The organism is Crossiella sp. CA-258035 (assembly GCF_030064675.1).
Classification (GTDB): domain Bacteria; phylum Actinomycetota; class Actinomycetes; order Mycobacteriales; family Pseudonocardiaceae; genus Crossiella.
The window spans coordinates 2,453,525-2,474,561 of sequence record NZ_CP116413.1 but is presented as its reverse complement, the minus strand read 5'-3'; the positions used below and the strand labels follow the sequence as shown (position 1 = coordinate 2,474,561).

The window sequence follows — 21,037 nt, the reverse complement described above, 5'->3', positions numbered from 1 at the left end:
TCAGCGGGCGCCGTTGTCCATCCGCTCGCGCAGGCTCTTCGGGCGCATGTCGGTCCACACCTCGTCCACGTGCCGCATGCACTCGTCCTTGGTGCCCTGCTTGCCGACCGCCCGCCACCCGGCCGGCAGCTCGGTGCCCACCGGCCACAGCGAGTACTGCTCCTCGTCGTTGACCAGCACCTGGTACTTGCCGTCCTCAGACATCAACTTGCCCTTTCCTCAGTGGTGGTGGCCCCATGCTCTTCAACAGGCACAGTCGGCCGGGGGAAGTTCCTCAACGTGGGGCTGAGCGTGACGAGCAAGGCCGTCAGCGCGATGCCGCCGGTGCACACCAGCACCGCGGTGGTGGCGGGCAGCAGCTCCATCAGCACACCGCCGAGCGCGGGGCCCGCGGTGCCCGCGACGCCGGTGGCCACGCCCATCACGCCGCCGAGCCTGCCGCGCAGCTCGTCGGGGGTGAGCAGCAGCTGGTAGGTGCTGATCGTGGTGTTGGCCGCGGGCAGGGTGAAGGCCATGCCCGCGAACAGCAGGCCCATCAGGTAACCGCTGTCGATCCAGATGGTCAGCGGGGTCAGCAGGGTGAGCACCCAGAACACGCCGATGATGGACACCGCTGGGCTGATCAGCCGGTGCAGCAGCGGTGCGGCCAGCGCGCCGAGCAGTCCGCCGACGCCGAGCAGCGAGGCCATCACGCCGATCTCGCCGGCGGGCACGTTCCTGGTCTGCGCCAGGATGATCACGACCAGGTAGAACGCGGTGAAGAACAGGTTGAGCAGCACCGCGCACAGCGCCATCGTCCGAAGTGGACGCTGCTGCCACACCCAGCGCACCCCGGTGACGATCTCGCTGCCCAGCTGCCCGACCGGCGCGGACTTCCGCTCCTGCTTGGGGATCCGCAGGAACAGCAGGCCGAGGAAGGCGACGGTGTGGCTGATCAGGTCGACCAGGAACGGCACCACCCGGCCGACCGCGAACAGGAACCCGCCGGCCGCGGTGCCCAGCAGCTGGGCCAGGTAGCCGCGGGCGGCGTTGATCGACACCGCCGTGCCGAGCTGCTCGGCGGGGACCAGGTTGGGCAGCGTGGCTTCCTCGGCGGGCTCGAACAGCGCCGCGGCCACGCCGATCACCGCGGCCACCGCGACCATGTGCGGCACGGTGGCCACGTCCCACCACAGCGCCAGCACCAGGCTGCCCGCGGCGACCGCCTGCGCGGCCTCGCAGAGCACCATCACCGCCTTGCGGTTCCACCGATCGGCCAGCGCACCGGCCGGCAGCCCGACCACCAGCCGGGCCGCGGACATGGTGACCAGCACCAGGCTGGCGGCCGACGGTGAGCCGGTGAGCGCCAGCACCAGCAACGGGAAGGCGATGGTGGTGATGTTCACGCCCAGCTCCGCGCTGGCCTGGCTGACCCACAGCAACTGGTAGTTCCGGTTGCGGGACAGCGGAACCGGCCGGGTGTCGGTGCTGGTGTTCACTGCTTCCCCCCGCAGTCCCTGGCGATGTGCTCCAGCGCGGTCCGGAAGTCAGCGGCAACCCGCTCCACTGTGGACTGATCGTGCCGGTCCGGCCGGTAGTGCCAGGCGAACCGGAGCTGACCGCCGCCTGCCGCGCCGACCACCTCGAGCAGGTGCTCGCCCTGGTTGGCGTGGTCCTCCTCCTGGCCGATCGAGCCGTGCGCGGCGTGGTAGAGGCCCTCCTCGGCCTCGCCGCGGACCGCGCTGTCCCACTGGCCCAGGTAGTTGAACACGATCTGCGGTTTCCGCTCGTCTGCGGCCAGCTGTGCCCGCACCTCGGGCGAGCCGAGGTGGCGCAGCGCGCCGAAGCCGAAGCCGTTGTCCGGCACCGCGCGCAGCTGCCGCCGCACCGACTTGATCAGCGTTCGCCAGTTGGTCTCACCGGCCGCCGGGACCTCCAGGCCGACCGGGAACATGGTGGTGAACCAGCCGACCGTCCGGGAGAGGTCCACCCCGTCCAGGATCTCCTCGCGGCCGTGGCCCTCCAGGTCGATGGAGACCCGTTCGCTGCCGGTCCACCGGCTGATCGCCCAGGCCAGCGCGGTGAGCAGCACGTCGTTGATCCGGGTGCGGTACACCGTGGGCGCGGCGAACAGCAGCGCCTCGGTGTCCGGCCGGCTCAGCTCTACCGACACCGTGGCCGGTTCGGCGACCGGCCGGTCCTGGTGGTCCACCGGCAGCGGCGCGCCGTCAAGGGCCTTGGTCCAGTGCGCCAGCTGGTGGTCGAGACCACCGCTGGCGACGTGCTCGGACAGCCGGATCGCCCAGTCCCGGAAGGAGGTCGAACGCGGGCCGAGGTCGACCTTGGCCCCGCGCACGGCCTGCTGGTAGGCGGTGTCCAGGTCGTCCAGCAGCACCCGCCAGGACACCCCGTCCACCACCGCGTGGTGCACCGCGAGGAACAGGTGCGGGCGGGCCTCGCCGCAGTCGAAGAACACCGCCTTGAGCTGCGGGCCCTCGCCGAGGTTGAAGCTCGCGTGCACCTCGTCGGCCACCCGCTCCATCGCGGCCCGCTGCTCCGCCGGGTCCACTGTGGACAGGTCGTGGCGGCGCAGGACCTCGCCCGGGGTGAACGGCGGGTTGTACTGGTGCCACTGGCCATCGACCTGCTCGAACAGCATCCGCAGCGCGTCGTGGTGCTCCACCAGCGCCTGCAGGGCGTTGTCCAGCGCGGCCGGATCGGCGGTGTGGTCCAGTTCAACCAGTGCGGACTGGTTGAAGTGGTGCGGGTTGGCCTGGTAGGCGCCGAAGAACCAGTCCTGGATCGGGGTCAGCGGCACCGCGCCGACCGCGGCCGCCTGCCCGGCCTGACCGGCCTCGATCTCGGTGGCCACCTTGGCCAGCGCGCCGATGGTCTGGTTGCCGAACAGGTCCTTGGTGGTGAAGGCGTAACCCGCCTTGTGCGCCCTGGACACCACCTGGATGGTCAGGATCGAGTCGCCGCCCAGCTCGAAGAAGTTGTCCGCGGTGCCGACCCTGGCCAGGCCGAGCACCTCGGCCCAGATCTCGGCCAGCGCCTTCTCCGCGGGCGTCTCCGGCGCACGGTAGGCCGCGGTGAGCTCCGGTCCGTACTCGGGCGCGGGCAGCGCCTTGCGGTCGACCTTTCCGTTGGGGCTCAACGGCAGCCGGTCCAGCACGGTGATCGAGGAGGGCACCATGTAGTCCGGCAGGGTGGCCGAGACGAACTCGCGCAGCTCCAGCGCGGTGACCTGGCCACCGGCCGGGACCACGTAGGCGACCAGGCGTTTGCGCGATCCGTCCACGTGCACCTCGGCCACCGCCTCGGCCAGGTAGGGGTGACGCAGCAGCACCGACTCCACCTCGCCGAGCTCGATCCGGAAGCCGCGGATCTTGACCTGGTCGTCGGCCCGTCCGATGAACTCCAGCTGCCCGTCGGCGGTCCAGCGGACCACGTCGCCGGTGCGGTACATCCGGCTGCCGATCGGGCCGAACGGGTTGGCCAGGAAGCGGTCCGCGGTCAGGCCGGGACGGTTGAGGTAGCCGCGGGCCAGGCCGTCCCCGGCCACGTACAGCTCACCGGGCACCCCGATCGGCACCTCCCGCAGCCGCTGGTCGAGCACGTACACCCTGGTGTTCCAGATCGGCGTGCCGATCGGCGGGATACCGCCTGGCACAAGGGGTTCGCTCCAGGTGGCGACCACGGTGGACTCGGTCGGCCCATAGGCGTTGATCATGCGACGGCCGGGTGCCCAGCGGGCCACCAGGTCCGCCGAGCAGGCGTCGCCGCCGACGACCAGGGTGCGGAACTCGGGCAGCTCGACCTCGGGCACGGTGGCCAGCGCGGCCGGCGGGATCAGCGCGTGCGTGACCCGCTGCTCGCGCAGCACGTCGGCGAGCTGCTGCCCGAGCAGCGGCCCCGGCGGCGGCACCACCAGCGCGGCCCCGGCGGGCAGGGCCAGGCACAGTTCCAGCACCGAGGCGTCGAAGCTGGGCGAGGCGAACTCCAGCACCCGGTCGCCCGGCCGGACCTCGAACCGGTCGATCTCGGCCGCGGAGAACCCGGCCAGTCCCCGGTGCGAGACCAGCACGCCCTTGGGTTTGCCGGTGGAGCCGGAGGTGTAGATGACGTAGGCGGCATTGGACAGCGCGACCGTGCCGGGCAGGTTCGCCGCCGGGCACTCGTCCACTGTGGACTGGGTGGCGGCGAGGAAGTCCTCGTCGATCACCAGTACCGGGTCGGCGTCGGCGAGCATGAACTCGATCCGCTCGGCCGGGTAGGCCGGGTCCACCGGCAGGAAGGCCGCGCCTGCCTTGAGCACGGCCAGCTCGGCCATGATGATCTCGGCCGAGCGGGGCAGCGCGAGCGCGACGACCCGCTCCGGCCCGGCCCCGCGCTGGACCAGGAAACGGGCCAGCCGGTTGGCGCGGGCGTTCAGCTCGGCGAAGCTGACCGTCCCCTGTGGACTGATCACCGCCGGGGCGTCCGGCGTGCGCCGGACCTGGGCCTCGATCAGCTCGGCCAGGGTGGCCGGGGCCACCGGGTGGTCGGTGTCGTTGAACTCCCGCAGCAGCAGGTCCCGTTCGGCCTCGCTGAGCAGCGGCAGCTCCGCCACCGGCCGGGCCGGGTCCTCGGCGATCCCGGCCAGCAGCACGCCCAGGTGCTCGCCGAAGCGGGCGATGGTGCCGGGGTCGAACAGGTCGGCGTTGTAGGTGATCGCGGTGTGCAGGCCGCCCTCGTGCTCGACGAACTCCACGGTGAGGTCAAAACTGGCGTTGACCATCGGCAGCGGCACGTTGTCCACCGCGAGGCCGGGCAGGTCGATGCCGGAGTGCGGGGTGTTCTGCAGCACCACCATGGCCTGGAACAGCGGCGTGCGGCTGGTGTCGCGTTCAGGCTGGAGGTGGTCCACCACCCGCTCGAACGGCACCTCCTGGTGCGCGAACGCACCCAGCACGGTCTCCCTGACCTGGCCGAGGAACTCGGTGAAGGACCGCTGTCCGTCCACTGTGGAGCGCAGCACCAGGGTGTTGACGAAGAACCCGATCAGCCGCTCCAGCTCGGGCCGTTCCCGGCCGGATACCACGGTGCCCACCGAGATGTCGTCCTGCCCCGACCAGCGGTGCAGCACCAGCTGGGTGGCCGCCAGCAGCGTGGTGAACAGGGTGCCGCCGTGCGTCCGGCCAAGCTCGCGCAGCGCGCTGGTCACCTCCACCGGGATCGCGAACTCGTGTTCGGCGCCGGTGCTGGTGCGCACCGGCGGCCGGGGCCGGTCGGTCGGCAGTTCCAGCGGCACCGCACCGTCCAATGTGGACTTCCAGTAGTCCAGCTGCTCGGTGAGCGCGGACCCGGCCAGGTTGGCGCGTTCCCACACCGCGAAGTCGGGGTACTGGATCGGCAGCGCGGGCAGGTCGGGCTGCTCGCCGAGCACGGCGGCCCGGTACAGCTCGCCCAGCTCACCGAGCAGCACGCCGGTGGACCAGCCGTCGGTGACGATGTGGTGCAGCATCAGGCTGAGCACGTGCCGGTCGTCGGCCAGCCGGAACAGCTTGGCCCGCAACAGCGGTCCCTGCCGCAGGTTGAACGGCCGGGCGGCCTCCTGCTGCAACAGCGCGGTCAGCGCGGCCGGGTCGGCGGTGAGGTCGACCAGCTCGAGTTCCGCCTCGGCGGGCTCGTGCACGACCTGCACGCCGCGGCCGTCCACCGAGGAGAAGGTGGTGCGCAGCGACTCGTGCCGGCTGATGAGTCCGGTGAGCGCGGTGCGCAGCGCGGGCAGGTCCAGCGCGCCGTCCAGGCTGAGCGCGGTCGGCGAGATGTAGGCGGCGCTGTCCGGCTCGAACTCGTCCAGGAACCACAGCCGCTGCTGGGCGAAGGACAGCGGCAGCGCGCCGGTGCGCGGCACCGCCGGGATCCGTTCCCTGACCTCGGTGCCGACCACCGCGGCGAGCCGTTCCACCGTGGGGTGGCTGAACACCAGCCGCGGCGAGACATCCGTGCCGAGCTCCGCGCCCAGCCTGGACACCGCCTTGATGCTCAGGATGGAGTCGCCGCCCAGCTCGAAGAAGTTGTCCCGCGCGCCCACCCGCTCAGCGCCGAGCACCTCGGCCCAGACCCGCGCGATGGCCGCTTCGGTGGCCGTGCGCGGGGCCAGGTACTCGGTGTCCGCGCTGGTGTACCCGGGTGCGGGCAGTGCGCGCCGGTCCAGCTTTCCGTTGCGGGTCAACGGCAGCGCGTCCATGCTGACGAACGCGGCCGGGACCATGTACTCGGGCAGGGTCCGGCCGAGCTCCGCACGGAGCTCCGCTGCCGGGACCTCCTGCCCGACCAGGTAGGCCACCAGGCGCTGCACGCCGGGCTGGTCCTCGCGGGCGATCACGGCCGCCGCGGTGACCGTCGGCAGCGCGGTGAGCGCGGCCTCGATCTCACCGGGTTCGATCCGGAACCCGCGGATCTTGACCTGCTCGTCGGTGCGGCCGAGGAACTCGATGTCGCCGTCCGCCCGCCAGCGCACCAGGTCGCCGGTGGCGTACATCCGGGAGCCGGGCGCGCCGAACGGGTTGGCCAGGAACCGGTCCGCGGTCAGGCCGGGACGGTGCAGGTAGCCCCTGGCGACCTGCTCCCCTGCCAGGTACAGCTGTCCGGCCACGCCCACCGGCACCGGCTGGAGCGCCGGGTCGAGCACGTAGGCTTGGAGGTTGCGCAGCGGGCGGCCGATCACCGGGCGCTCGCCATCGACCTTGCAGGACAGCGCGTCCACGGTGCACTCGGTCGGCCCGTAGAAGTTGTAACTGGCCGTCTCCGCGCCGCTCAGCTCGGTCCACAGCGCCTCGCCGAGGGCCTCGCCGCCGAGCATCAGCACCTTCGGCTTGTGCTCGCCGTCCAGGAGTCCGGCCGGGATGAGCTGCTGCACGTAGGACGGGGTGAGGTCGAGGAAGTCGATCCGCTCGGCCCGCACGTAGGCCACCAGCGCCCTCGGGTCCAGCCGGACCTCGTCGGCGATCAGGTGCAGCTCGTGCCCGTCGGCCAGCAGCACCAGGCCTTCCAGCGAGGTGTCGAAGGAGAACACCGCGGTGGTGGCCACCCGCAGCCGCCCGCCTGCCTCGGCCACGAAGTCCGCGCGGTGGTTGAGCAGCAGGTTGACCAGGCTGTGGTGCTCGACGCTGACGCCCTTGGGCCTGCCGGTGGAGCCGGAGGTGTAGATGACGTAGGCCGCGTTGTCCGTCCTGATTGGACTGTCCAGGTCGTGGCCGTCCTGGATCGCGGTGGCCGCGGTGAACTCGGCCGAGTGGTACAGCTGCTCGGTCAGGGTCACCGCGGGCCGGGCGTCGGCCAGCAGGGTGTCGATCCGCTCCGGTGGCAGCTGCGGGTCGACGGGCAGGTAGACGGCCCCGGCCTTCCACACGGCCAGGACCGCCACCACCAGGTCAGCGGTGCGGGGCAGAGCGACCGCGACGATGCGCTCCGGCCCCGCACCTTGGACGACGAGCTGACGGGCCAACCGGTTGGCCCGCGTGTTCAGCTCGTCGAAGGTGATCCGGGTGTCCCCGGAAACCAGCGCCAGGTCCTGTGGCGTGCGCCGGACCTGCGCCTCGAACATGGCAGGGAAGGTGGCCGCGGGCAGCTCGCCCGCGGTGTCGTTCCATTCCCGCAGCACCAGCTGACGGTCCTGTGTGGACAGCCAGGGCAGCTCGGCGAGGGTGCGCTCCGGCCGCGCGGCCAGTTCGGTGAGCAGCAACGCGGTCTGGTCCAGCAGGCGGCGCACGGTGGTCTGGTCGAACAGCCGGGGGTCGTAGGAGAGTTCCAGCCGCAGCCGCTCGTCCAGGAAGGCGGCCAGGGCCAGCGGCAGGGTGGTGGTGTCCACCATGTCGACCTGGCCGACCTTGGGCGCGCCGTCCAGGGTGTCATCGCCCAGCGGATAGTTCTCGAAGACCACGATGCTGTCGAACAGGTTGCCCTGGATCTCGCTCCAGCCCTGCACCTGGTTCAGCGAGACGAAGTCGAACCGCCTGGCCTCGGACTGCTCGGCCTGCAGCTCGCGCAGCCAGGGCAGCAGCGGCCGCTCCGGTTCGACCCGGACCTTGGTGGGCACGGTGTTGATGAACATGCCGACCATCGACTCGACCCCGGGCAGCTCGGCCGGGCGGCCGGAGACGATGCTGCCGAAGACGATGTCGCGCTGGCCGCTGTGCCGGGACAGCAGCAGCGCCCACACGCCCTGCACCAGGGTGTTGACGGTGAGCCCGTTGCGCTTGGCCACCTCGTGCAACCGCGCGGACTGCTCGGCGCTGAGGTGGTGGGCCAGCTCGCCGGTGGACTCGGCGCGGTGCGCATCCAGCGGCTGCCGGTCGAAGGGCAGCGCGGTCGCACTGTCCACTCCGGACAGTGCCTGCCGCCAGAACTCCTCCGCCGCGGCCAGGTCCTGCCCGGCCAGCCACTGGAGGTACTCGCGGAACGGGCGGCGCGGCGGCAGTTCCGGTTCGCGGCCGCCGGTGATGGCGGCGTACTGCTCGGAGACCTCGGCGAAGACCGCGGAGGTGCTCCAGCCGTCCAGCAGCACGTGGTGCGAGGTCCAGACGAGCAGCACCTCGTCCTGGCCGAGCCGGGCGATCATCAGGCGCAGCAGCGGCGCCCTGGTCACGTCGATCCCGGCGGCCAGGTCCTCGGCGAGCAGCCGGTCCAGCTCGACCTGGGTGTCCACTTCGGACAGTCCGCGCCAGTCGAAATATTCCACCGGAAGGTCGATCCGGCGGTGCACGACCTGAACGGGCTGGTCCAGGCCCTGCCATTCCAGATGGCTGCGCAGCACCGGGGTCCGGTCGACCACCCGCTGCCAGGCCTGGCCGAGGGCACGCGGATCGCGCACCCCGGTCAGCCGCAGCCTGGCCTGGTCGACGTACGCGCCGCCCTCGGTGTCCACCAGGCTGTGGAAGAGCATGCCGGCCTGCAACGGCGTGAGCGGGTAGATGTCCTCGATCTCGCGCCCGTTCCCGGCCAAGCGGTCCACTGTGGACTGGTCGAGTCCGGCCAGCGGGAAGTCGGACGGGGTGCGGCCACCGGCTCCGGGGCTGGCGCAGTGCGCGACGATCTCCTGGAGGGCGGCGGTCATCCGCTCGGCGACCGCGCGGATGGTCTGCTCCTGGTGGATGTTGGCCGAGTACTGCCAGGACAGGTGCAGCTCACCACCGGTGACCGCGCCGACCACGTCGACCAGGTAGGCGCGGACGGACTCCGGCGCGCTGTCGCTGCCGAGGCTCTCGCCCTGACCGCGGACCAGGCCGTCGCCACCACCGGCGACCTCGAACTGGCCGTGGTAGTTGAAGCTGATCAGCGGGTCCGGGTCGGCGGCAAGGGGGCTGTCCGCGCGGAGCCGTCGCAGGGCCTCGTAGCTGAGGCCGCGGTGCGGCACGGCGCGCAGGCGTTCCTTGACCGTCTTGAGCACACTCCCCCAGTCGCCGTCCGCGCCGAGCGCGACCGGGAACTGGGTGGTGAACCAGCCGACCGTCCGGGACAGGTCGACCCCGTCCAGTATCTCCTCCCGGCCGTGCCCTTCCAGCGCGACCAGCACCCGGTCCCGGCCGGTCCAGCCGGTGAGCGCGGCGCCGAGCGCGCTGAGCAGCACGTCGTTGACCTGGGTGCGGTAGATGTCGGGGACCTGGTGCAGCAACGCGTCCGTGGTGGCCCGGTCGAGCTGGACGGACACGGTGCGGGTGGACTCGGTGGTGTTCTCGCCGTCCCGATCCACCGGCAGCCGGGTGTCCACTGTGGACAGAGCGGTCCAGTGTGCGAGGTCGGCGTCGAAGCCGCCGCCCGCGGTGTGCTCGGCGAGCAGGTGGGTCCACTCGCGGAAGCCGGTGCCCACCGGGTCCAGCCGGATCGGCTGGCCGGCGACGGCCTGCCGGTAGGCGGAGTCCAGGTCGCCGAGCAGCACCCGCCAGGACACACCGTCCATGACCAGGTGGTGCGCCACCAGGAACAGCCGGTCCGCGCCGAAGAGCAGCGCCCGGAACAGCGGTCCGCGCTCCAGGTCGAGGCCGGCCTGGGCTTCGGCCGCGGCGTCGGCCAGCGCGGCCGGGTCGTGCATGGAGAAGAACTCGCCGGGCTCGCCGACGTCCTGCCGCCACTCGCCGTTGTGCTCGCTGAACCGGATGCGCAGGGCCTCGTGGTGGCCGACGACCGCGGTGAGCGCGGCGCGCAGGGCGGCCGGGTCGGTGTCCGGGGCCAGTTCCAGGTGCATGGACATGGTGAAGTGGTGCCGGTGCGCGGGTTCGGTGCTGAAGAACCAGCGCTGGATCGGGCCCAGCGCACTGGGTCCGGTCAGCTCGACCCTGGTGCGAGCGGTGTCCTCGGTGCGCACCACGGGGGCCAGTTCGGCGATGGTCTGGTGCAGGAAGATGTCCTTGGAGGTCAGCCGCAACCGGGCCTGCCGCGCCCTGGAGACCACCTGGATGCTCAGGATCGAGTCGCCGCCGAGGCCGAAGAAGTTGTCCGTGACCCCGACCTCGGGCACGCCGAGCACCTCGGCCCACACCGTGGCGAGCTGGCGTTCCACCGGGGTGCGCGGCGCGATCCGGCCGGTGGCCTCGATGTCCGGGGCGGGCAGGGCGCGGCGGTCGACCTTGCCGTTGGCGGTGACCGGGAAGCGCTCCAGTGCGACGAACGCGGCGGGCACCATGTAGTCGGGCAGTTGCCCGGCCAGGAACGGACGCAGGTCCTCCGCGCTGCCCACGGTGTAGGCGACCAGGCGCTTGCGGCCCTGGTCGGTGCGGACCTCAACCAGCGCCTCGCTGATCTGCTCGTGCCGCAGCAGCGCGGCCTCGATCTCCCCCAGCTCGATCCGGAAACCGCGCAGCTTGACCTGGTTGTCGACGCGGCCGAGGAACTGGAGCACGCTGTCGGGCAGCCAGCGGACCTGGTCGCCGGTGGCGTACATCCGGGAACCGGGTTCGCCGAACGGGTTGGCCAGGAAGACCTCCGCGGTCTGGCCGGGCCGGTTCAGGTAGCCACGGGCCAGGCCAGCGCCGGCCAGGTGCAGCTGGCCGGGCACACCGACCGGGACCGGCTGGAGCTGGGCGTCCAGCACGTAGGCGCGCATGCCGTCCAGCGGTCCGCCGATCGGGATCACCGGCGGCACCGAGTCCACAGTGGACATCCGGTGGGTGGTGGCGAAGGTGGTGGTCTCGGTGGGTCCGTAGCCGTCGACCACGGTCAGCCCCGGGCAGGCGGCCAGCACCCGGCGCACCGCCTCGGCGGGCACCACGTCGCCGCCGGTCCACACCTCGCGCACGCCGGTGAAGCAGGCTGGGTCCTCCTTGGCGGCCAGCCGGAACAGTCCGGCGGTGAGCCAGAGGCCGGTGACGTCGTAGTCGCGGATGGCGGCGGCGTCCACGTCGCCGGGCGCGGCCACCACCACGGTGCCGCCGTTGAGCAGCGGCACCCACAGCTCGTAGGTGGAGGCGTCGAAGGCGGTCGGCGAGTGCAGCAACACCCGCTCGTGCCCGTGCTGGAACCGGCGGTCGGCGGCCAATGCGACCACGTCCCGGTGCCGGATCGCCACGCCCTTGGGCACCCCGGTGGAGCCGGAGGTGTGCATGGCATAGGCGAGGTTGTCCGGGTGCACGACCGGCGCGGCGCGCAGCGGGGTCTCGCCGGGCTGGTCGGCGCGCAGCAGCTGTCCACTGTGGACGGCGTGGCCGGTCTTCTCCCAGCCGCCGTCGGTGATCAGCACCGGCGCTCCGGTGGCGGCCAGGATGGTGCGCAGCCGGTCCTGCGGGGCGCGGGTGTCCAGCGGCACGTACGCGCCGCCTGCCTTGAGGATGGCCAGCACCGCGACCACCAGGTCGGCGGAGCGGTCCATCAGCAGCGCGACCGGGGTCTCCACGCCGACCCCGGCGGCGCGCAGGCGCTGGGCCAGGCGGTTGGCGCTGGTGTCGAGTGCGGCGTAGCTGAGCCGGTCCGCGCCCGCGATGACCGCGGTGGCCTGCGGGTTGGCCCAGACCTGGGCGGCGAACCGGTCCGGGATGGTGTCGGTCGCGGCCTCCTGGCCGGTGTTGTTCCACTCGGTGAGGATCCGGCGGCGTTCGGCCGGGCCGAGCAGCGGCAGGTCGGCCAGCCGCGCCCCGGTGTCCCTGCCGAGCGCGGTGAGCAGGCGGCCGAGGTGTTCGGCCAGCCGGTCGGCGGTGGCCGGGTCGAACAGGTCGGTGTTGTAGTTGACCGCCAGGTGCAGGCCCTCCGGCGTCTCCACGAACTGGAAGAGCAGGTCGAAGCTGGCCGCCACCACCGGCATCGGCAGCTCCGTCACCGCCAGCTCGCCGAGGCGCGGCTGCTGGTCGGGGGTGTTCTGCAGCACGATCATGGCCTGGAACAGCGGGGGCCGGCTGGTGTCGCGTTCCGGCTGGAGCTCGTCCACCACCCGCTCGAACGGCAGGTCCTGGTGGGCGAAGGCGTCCAGCACGGTGTCCCTGACCTGGCTGAGGAAACCGGCCACCGACTCGCGTCCGTCCACAGTGGAGCGCAGCACCACGGTGTTGACGAAGAAGCCGACCAGCCGGTCCAGCTCGGCCTGCTCGCGGCCGGAGGTGACCGTGCCCAGCGCGATGTCGGACTGGCCGGACCAGCGGTGCAGCAGCAGCTGGGTGGCCGCCACCAGGGTGGTGAACAGGGTGCCGCCGTGCTGCCGCCCGAGCCCGGTGAGCGTGCTGCTGACCTCGGTGGGCAGCAGGCGCTCGGCGTAGGCGCCGTTGCGGGTCTGCACCGGCGGGCGTGGGCGGTCGGTGGGCAGGTTGAGCGGTTCGACGCCGTCCAGGCGGGTGCGCCAGAAGTCGAGCTGGGACTGGAGCAGGTCGCCGGTGAGCTGTTCGCGTTGCCAGGCCGCGAAGTCGGCGTACTGCACGGGCAGCGGCGGCAGCTCGGCGCCGGCGTAGGCGGCGTCCAGCTCGGCGGTGAGCACACCGGTGGACCAGCCGTCGGTGGCGATGTGGTGCACGAGGACCAGCAGCACGTGCTCCTGCTCGCCCAGCCGGTAGAGCCGGGCGCGCAGCACCGGTCCGGTGGCCAGGTCGAACGGGGTGCCCGCCTCGGCGAGCAGGGCGGCGTCCAGGTCGGCCGGGTCGAGGTCGAGGACCGGGAGGTCGACCTGGTGCGGGGGCTGGATCAGCTGGCGGCCCTGGCCGTCGACGGTGGTGTAGGTGGTGCGCAGCGGTTCGTGCCGCTCGACCAGCCTGGTGAGCGCGGTGCGCAGGCGGTCGGGGTCGAGCTGGCCGGTCAGGCGCAGCACGATCGGGGACAGGTACTCCAGGCCGCCGGGCTCGAACTGGTCCAGGAACCACAGCCGCTGCTGCGCGAAGGACAGCGGCAGCGCGCCGTCCCTGGGCTGCACCGGAATACCACCGTCCACAGTGGACCCGTCAGTGGGCAGCACCCGCACCAGGTCGGCGACGGTGGGGCTGGTGAAGACCGCGCGGGGCGCGACCTCCGGGCCGAACAGGGCGCGCAGCCGGGAGATCACCCGGATGCTCAGGATGGAGTCGCCGCCCAGCTCGAAGAAGTTGTCCGTGACCCCGACCTTGGGCAGGCCGAGGACTTCGGCCCAGATCTCCGCGACCTGGCGTTCGGTCTCGGTGCGCGGGGCCACGTGCTCGGCCGCGGTGTACTCGGGTGCGGGCAGCGCGCGCCGGTCCAGCTTTCCGTTGCGGGTCAACGGCAGCGCGTCCAGGGTGACGAAGGCGGCCGGGACCATGTAGTCGGGCAGCCGGGCGCCGACGAAGGCGCGCAGGTCGGTCACGGACGGGATCCGGGCCCGCTCGGCCGGGACCAGGTAGGCGACCAGGCGGTTCTCCCTGGCCACCACCGCGACCTCGGCCGCCCAGTCGGCGCCGGCCAGCACGGACTCGATCTCGCCGGGCTCGATCCGGAAGCCGCGGATCTTGACCTGGTCGTCGGTGCGGCCCAGGTAGTCCAGCAGGCCGTCCGCGGTCCAGCGGACCCGGTCGCCGGTGGCGTACATCCGGGAACCGGGCACGCCGAACGGGTTGGCCACGAACCGGTCCGCGGTCAGGCCGGGGCGGTTGAGGTAGCCGCGGGCCACCTGCTCCCCCGCCACGTACAGCTCGCCAGGCACGCCGACCGGCACCGGGTTCAGGTCGCTGTCCAGCACGTAGGCCTGGAGGTTGCGGCCGGGGCGGCCGATCACCGGACTGGCGGCGTCGTCCAGGCGGCAGTAGACCGCGTCGACCGCGCATTCGGTGGGGCCGTAGTAGTTGTAGCTGGTGGTCTCCGGCGCGGCGGCCAGCTCCCGCCACAGCGCGGCGCCGGTGGCCTCGCCGCCGAGCATCAGTACCTTGGGGCGGTGCCGGGGATCGGTGAGCAGCCCGGCCGGCAGCAGCTGCTGCACGTAGGACGGGGTGAGGTCGAGGAAGTCGATCCGGTTGGCCGCCACGTAGTCCACCAGGGCGCGCGGGTCCAGCCGGGTGTCCTCGTCGATGAGGTGCAGCTCGTGGCCGCAGGCCATGCCGAGCAGGCCCTCCCAGGAGGTGTCGAAGGAGAACACCGCGGTCAGCGCGAACTTGGCGGGCGCGCCGCCGGTCTCCGGGCGGAACAGCTCGACGGCGTGGTCGTGCAGCAGGTTCGCCAGCTGCCGGTGCTCGATCAGCACACCCTTGGGGCGGCCGGTGGAGCCGGAGGTGTAGATCACGTAGGCCGGGCTGGCCGGGTCGATCCGCACCGCGGGGTCGGTCTCCGGCTGGCCGGTGAGGTCGGTGGCGGCGAGCAGGTCGTCGGTGAGCACCAGCACCGGGTTGGCGTCACCGATCAGGAACTCGATCCGGTCGACCGGTTGGTCGGGGTCCACCGGCAGGTAGGCGGCGCCGGTCTTGAGCACCGCGAGCAGCGCCACCACGAACTCCGCGGTGCGCGACATCCGCAGCGCCACCAGGCGTTCCGGTCCAGCGCCCAGGTCGATCAGGTGGTGGGCCAGGCGGTTGGCCCGCGCGTTCAGCTCGGCGAAGGTGTACCTGGTGTCGCCGAAGACCAGCGCGGTGCGGTCGGGGAACTCCTCGGCCCCGGCCTGGAAGGACTCCGGGTACAGCTGGCCGTTGGTGACCAGCGCGGTGTCGTTCCACCTGGTCAGCGTGGTGGTCCGCTCCTGCTCGGTGAGCCAGGGCACCTGGCCGACCGGCCGGTCCGGAGTGGTGCCGAACTCGGTGAGCAGCAGCGCCAGCCGGTCCGCGATGTCCCTTGCGGTGGCCGGGTCGAACAGCTGGGGGTCGTAGGAGAGCTCGAACTTGAGGCGGTCCAGCAGGTAGGCGCTCAGGGTGAGCGGGAAGCTGGTGGTGTCCACCGCCTTGACCGAGCGGATGCGCAGCCCGGTCTCGTCAACGGCCTTGTCGTCGAACGGGTAGTTCTCGAACACCACGATGCTGTCGAACAGCGTGCTGCCGCCGGGCAGGTCGCTGTAGGAGCGCAGCTGGGCCAGCGAGACGAAGTCGAACCGGCGTGACTCGGTCTGCCCGGTCTGCAACGCGCGCAGCCAGCTCAGCAGGTCCTGTCCACTGTGGACGTCGACCCTGGTGGGCACGGTGTTGATGAACAGGCCCACCATCGACTCGACCCCGGGCAGCTCGGCCGGCCTGCCGGAGACGGTGGTGCCGAAGACGACGTCGCGCTGGCCGCTGTACCGGGACAGCAGCAGTGCCCAGGCGCCCTGGACCAGGGTGTTGACGGTGAGCCCGTTGGCCTTGGCCAGCGCGCTGAGCGTGGCGGACTGCTCGGCGGAGAGTTCGAGCTCGACCTGTTCGGCGGACTCGGCGGCGTGGTTCGGGCCGGGCTGGCGGTCCACCGGCAACGGGGTCGGGCTGGTGAACCCGGCCAGCACGGACCGCCAGTGCGCCTCGGCGGTGGCCGGGTCCTGCTGGTCCAGCCACTGGAGGTAGTCGCGGAAGGGCCTGCGGGCAGGCAGTTCCGGTGCGGTGCCGGTGATCTGGCCCGCGTACTGGGCGCAAACCTCGGCGAAGACCTGGCCGAGGCTCCAGCCGTCGAGCAGGATGTGGTGGAAGCTCCACACCAGCACCACCTCGTCCGCGCCGGTGCGCGCCAGGGTGAGGCGCAGCAGCGGCGGGGCGGTGAGGTCGATGTCCGCGGCCCGGTCGGCGGCCACGATCCGGTCCAGCTCCCGCGCGCGGTCCACTTCGGACAGTGCGCGCAGGTCGTGCTGGGCGATCGGCAGCGGCACCCGGCGGTGCACCACCTGGAGCGGCTGCGGCACGCCTTCCCAGACCAGCGCGCTGCGCAGGATCGGGGTGCGGTCCACCACCAGCTGCCAGGCGCGGGCCAGCGCGTCCACGTCGGCGACCCCGGCCAGGTCCATCCTGGCCTGGTCGAAGTAGGCCCCTCGGTCGGCGTCGACCAGGCTGTGGAAGAGCATGCCGGCCTGCAACGGCGTGAGCGGGTAGACGTCCTCGACCTCGCGGCCGTCGCCGACCAGCGTGTCCACAGTGGACTGGTCGAGTCCGGCAAGCGGGAAGTCCGAGGGGGTGCGACCGCCAGCGCCGGGGGTGGCGCAGTGCTCGGTGATCTCGCGGAGCGCGTCCATCATCATCTCGGCGAGGTCGCGGATGGTGCGCTCCTCGTGCACGTTGGCCGAGTAGAGCCAGGTGAGCTCCAACTCGCCGCCGTCGACCAGTCCGGCGATGTCGATCAGGTGGGTGCGGGTCTCCTCGGCGGCCTGGTCCCGGCCGAGCGGGGTTGCCCTGCCCTGCACCAGGTTCTGTGGGTTGGCTGTGCCGGAGTCCCACTGGCCGTGGTAGTTGAAGCTGATCCGCGGCGTGGGGCCGTCGGCGAGCGGGCTGTCCGGGGTGAGGTAGCGCAGCGCGCCGTAGGACAGGCCGCGGTGCGGCACCGCGCGGAGCTGTTCCTTGACCGACTTGAGCACCAGGCCCCAGTCGTGCTCGGCGGGCAGGGTCAGCGCGAGCGGGAACTGGGAGGTGAACCAGCCGACCGACCGGGACAGGTCGATGCCGTCCAGGATCTCCTCGCGGCCGTGGCCCTCCATGGCCAGCAGCGCGCCGGAGCGGCCGCTCCACTCGGCCAGCACGTGCCCGAGCGCGCTGAGCAGCACGTCGTTGACCTGGGTGCGGTAGACCTCCGGCACGTCCTGGAGCAGGGCGCGGGTGGTGGCCTCGTCCAGCCGGACCGAGACGGACTCGGTGCTGGCCACGGTGTTCGCGCCGGGCCGGTCGATCGGCAGGTCCGCCTCGACCGCGCCGAGCTGTCCGGTCCAGTACGCGAGGTCGGCGTCCAGGCCACCGGCGGTGACGTGCTCGATGAGCTTGTGCGACCAGTGGGTGAACGGGGTGCTCACCGGGTCCAGGGTGATCGGCTGACCGGCCTTGGCCTGGCGGTAGCCGGACTCCAGGTCGCCGAGCAGGATGCGCCAGGACACGCCGTCGACCACCAGGTGGTGCACGGCGAGGAACAGTTGCGGGGCGCGGTCCTGGCCGAGGGTGAACAGCACCGCGCCGAGCAGCGGGCCGCTGCCGGGGTGCAGGTCGGTCTGCACGGCCAGCGCCTCGGCGTCCATCGCGGCCCGCTGGTCGTCCACTGTGGACACATCGACCACGCGGAACACGGGCTGTGGTTCGGTCTCGACGGTGTCCTGCTGCCACTGGCCGTCCACCAGTGCGAAGCGCAGGCGCAGCGAGTCGTGGTGGCGCACCAGGGCTTCGACGGCCTGGCCCAGTGCGGTGGCGTCGGTGTCCCCGGCCAGTTCCAGGGTCATGGACATGCTGAAGTGCGGCTGCGCGCCGTGTTCGGCGAAGAACCAGCGCTGGATCGGGGTGAGCGGGGCCGGTCCCTCGATGATCTCCACCGGGGTCTCTTCGGCGGCGGCCAGGTTGGGCACCGCGCTGACCAGCTCGGCGATGCTCTGGTGCAGGAACACGTCCTTGGAGCTCAGGCGGAGTCCGGCGCGGCGGGCGCGGGAGACCACCTGGATGCTCAGGATCGAGTCGCCGCCGAGGGAGAAGAAGTTGTCCCGCAGGCCGACCCGCTCCACGCCGAGCACCTCGGCCCACACCTCGGCCAGCACGCGCTCGGTCTCGGTGACCGGGGCCGCGTACTCCCGGCTTGCGGTCTCCGCCTCGGGTGCGGGCAGGGCGCGGCGGTCGATCTTGCCGTTGGCGGTCAGCGGCAGCGCGGGCAGCTCGACGAAGGCCGAGGGCACCATGTACTCGGGCAGTCCGGCCCGCAGGTGCTCGCGCAGGTCCGGGATGTCCGTGCCGACCAGGTAGGCGACCAGGCGCTTCTGGCCGTTGTCGGTGCGCACGACCACCACCGCCTCGGTGACGGACTCGTGCGCGGTGAGCGCGGCTTCGATCTCGCCCAGCTCGATCCGGAAACCGCGCAGCTTGACCTGGTCGTCGGCGCGGCCCAGGAACTCCAGGTCTCCGTTGCCGTTCCAGCGCACGGTGTCGCCGGTGCGGTACATCCGGGTCCCGGGCGCGCCGAACGGGTCGGCCAGGAAGCTGCTCGCGGTCAGGCCCGCGCGGTCCAGGTAGCCGCGGGCCAGGCCGGCGCCGGCCAGGTACAGCTCGCCGGGGATGCCGACCGGCTGCGGGTTGAGGTGGGCGTCGAGCACGTAGGCCCGCATGTTGTCCAGCGGGCGGCCGATCGGCACCGTGTCCGGCACCGAGTCCACTGTGGACATCTGATGCCGGGTCGCGTAGGTGGTGGTCTCGGTGGGGCCGTAGACGTCGCTGAGCCGCAACCCTTCGCAGGCGGCGAGCACCCGGCGGACCGCGACGGCGGGCACGATGTCGCCGCCGGTCCAGACCTCGCGGGCACCGGCGAAGCAGCCGGGATCTTCCTGGGCGGCCAGGCGGAACAGGCCGGAGGTGAGGAAGATGCCGGTGACGCCGTGCTCGCCGATCACCCGGCGGATCAGGTCGGCGTCCACGTCGCCGGGCGGCGCGATCACGGTCTGGCCGCCGGAGAGCAGCGGCACCCACAGCTCGTAGGTGGAGGCGTCGAAGGCGCTCGGCGAGTGCAGCAGCACCCGCTCGTGCCCAGCGCCAAAGCGGTGTTCGTGCGCCAGGGCCACGATGTCCCGGTGGCAGACCGCGACGCCCTTGGGGCGGCCGGTGGAGCCGGAGGTGAACATGACGTAGGCCAGGTTCGCCGGGTCGACCGGCACGGCGGGCGCGGTGGCGCTGTGCGCGGTGCAGTCGCCGTCCACCAGCTCGATGTGTCCATTGTGGACATCCGTGGCGGTGGCGTACCAGTTCTGGTCGGTGAGCAGCACTTCGGCGTGCGCCTCGGTGAGCACCATGCGCAGCCGGTCGGCCGGCGCGCGCTGGTCCAGCGGCACGTAGGCCGCGCCAGCGGTGAGCACGGCCAGTTCGGCCACCGCGAGCTCGACCGAGCGTTCGACCAGCACGCCGACCCGCTGCTCCGGCCGCACGCCGAGCGCGATCAGCCGGTGTGCCAGGCGGTTCGCCCGCTCGGCCAGCTCGCCGCGGGTGACGGTGCCCTGGTCGGTGACCAGTGCGACGGCGGCCGGGTCGAGCCGGACCTGCTCCGCGAACAGCGCGGGCACGGTGCCGGTGGGCAGCTCGGTGGCGGTGTCGTTCCACTCCACGAGCAGCTGGTGGCGTTCGTCCCCGGACAGCAGGGACAGCTCGCGCAGCGGCCGGTCGGGGTGCGCGACGACCTCGGTGACCAGGCGGACCAGGTGGCCGGTCATCCGCTCGATGGTGCCCGCGTCGAACAGGTCGGTGTTGTACTCGAACACCCCGGCCAGGCCGTCCGGGCCTTCCTCGAACTCGGCCGTGATGTCGAAGTTGGCCGTGCTGCGGGTCAGCGAGATCGGCTCGGCTTCCAGACCCGCGAACCGAGGGGTCTCGCCCTGGGCGTTCTGCAACAGCACCATCACGTCGAACAGCGGGTTGCGACTGAGGTCCCGCTCGCCCCCCACCGCGTCGACCAAGCGGTCGAACGGGGCTTCGTCGTGGGCGAATGCGTCCAGCACGGTGTCCTTGACCGCGGCGAGCAGCTCGCGGAAGCTCGACTGCTCGTCCACAGTGGACCGGAGCACCACCGTGTTGACGAAGAATCCGACCAGCTTGGCCAGTTCCGGCCGGTTGCGGCCCGCGGTGACGGTGCCGATGGCGATGTCCCGCTGCCCGGAGTAGCGGGCGAACAGCAGCTGGGTGGCGGCCACGATCGCGGTGTACAGCGTGGTCTCGTCGGCGCGGGCCAGCTCGGCGAACTTCGCGCTGACCTCGGCCGGGAAGGCGAACTCGTGCCGCGCGCCCGCCGTGGTGCGCACCGCGGGCCGGGGACGATCAGTCGGCAGGGCAAGGGGTTCGATGCCGCTTAGCCTGGCCGTCCAGTGCGCGAGCTCCTGGTCCAGCGCCTCCCCGGCGAGCCGGTTCCGCTGCCAGACCGCGAAGTCGGCGTACTGGATCGGCAGTTCGGGCAGCTCGGTCTCGCCCGCGTACCTGGCGGTCAGCTCACCGCCGAGCACGCCCATGGACCAGCCGTCGATGACGATGTGGTGCGCGGCCAGCAGCAGCACGTGGTCCTGCGCGCCCAGCTCGAACAGGGTGGCCCGGAACAGCGGCCCGCGGCGCAGGTCGAACGGCCGGGCGTACTCGGCGGCCAGCAGCTTGGGCAGCCGGTCCTCGTCGGTCCTCGCGGTGGCCAGGGCGACGTCCTGGTGCGGGTGGGTGATCTGCACGCCGCGGCCGTCCACCTCGTCGAAGGTGGTGCGCAGCGACTCGTGCCGGGAGACCAGCGCGGACACCGCCTCGGCCAGCGCGGCCACGTCCAGTGGTCCGCGCAGGCGCAGGGCGAGCGCGCTGTTGTACTCGGCGCCGCCGGGCTGGAACTCGTGCAGGAACCACAGCCGCTGCTGGGCGAAGGACAGCGGTAACGGCTCACCGGTGCGCTCGGCCGGCGGGATGGTGTCGGCGCGCTGGGCCTTGCCTGCCAGGCGTTTGCGCATCAGCTCCTGCAGGTGCGCGGGCAGGGCGGCGGTGCGGCTCCGTTTCGACGACGGCATCGCTGGTGG

3 protein-coding genes are annotated in these 21,037 nt (G+C 72.2%); all 3 read right to left on the bottom strand.

The genetic code is table 11. The annotated features are described in order from the left end of the window. From N8J89_RS11480 to N8J89_RS11470, 3 genes are read right to left on the bottom strand one after another with little or no spacing between them, the layout of a single operon-like run. On the bottom strand, positions 1-204 hold the full coding sequence (locus N8J89_RS11480; protein ID WP_252478927.1) for an MbtH family protein: 204 nt from the start codon (positions 202-204) through the stop codon (positions 1-3). Then, positions 204-1,478 carry an MFS transporter gene (locus N8J89_RS11475; protein WP_283664319.1) on the bottom strand — a complete coding sequence of 425 codons (1,275 nt, stop codon included), beginning with the start codon at positions 1,476-1,478 and terminating at the stop codon, positions 204-206. Before N8J89_RS11475 ends, N8J89_RS11480 begins: the two co-directional genes overlap by 1 nt. Further along, entirely contained in the window at positions 1,475-21,028 is a 19,554-nt protein-coding gene (locus N8J89_RS11470) for a non-ribosomal peptide synthase/polyketide synthase (RefSeq protein ID WP_283664318.1), read from the bottom strand. Before N8J89_RS11470 ends, N8J89_RS11475 begins: the two co-directional genes overlap by 4 nt. Positions 21,029-21,037: the final 9 nt, after the last annotated feature.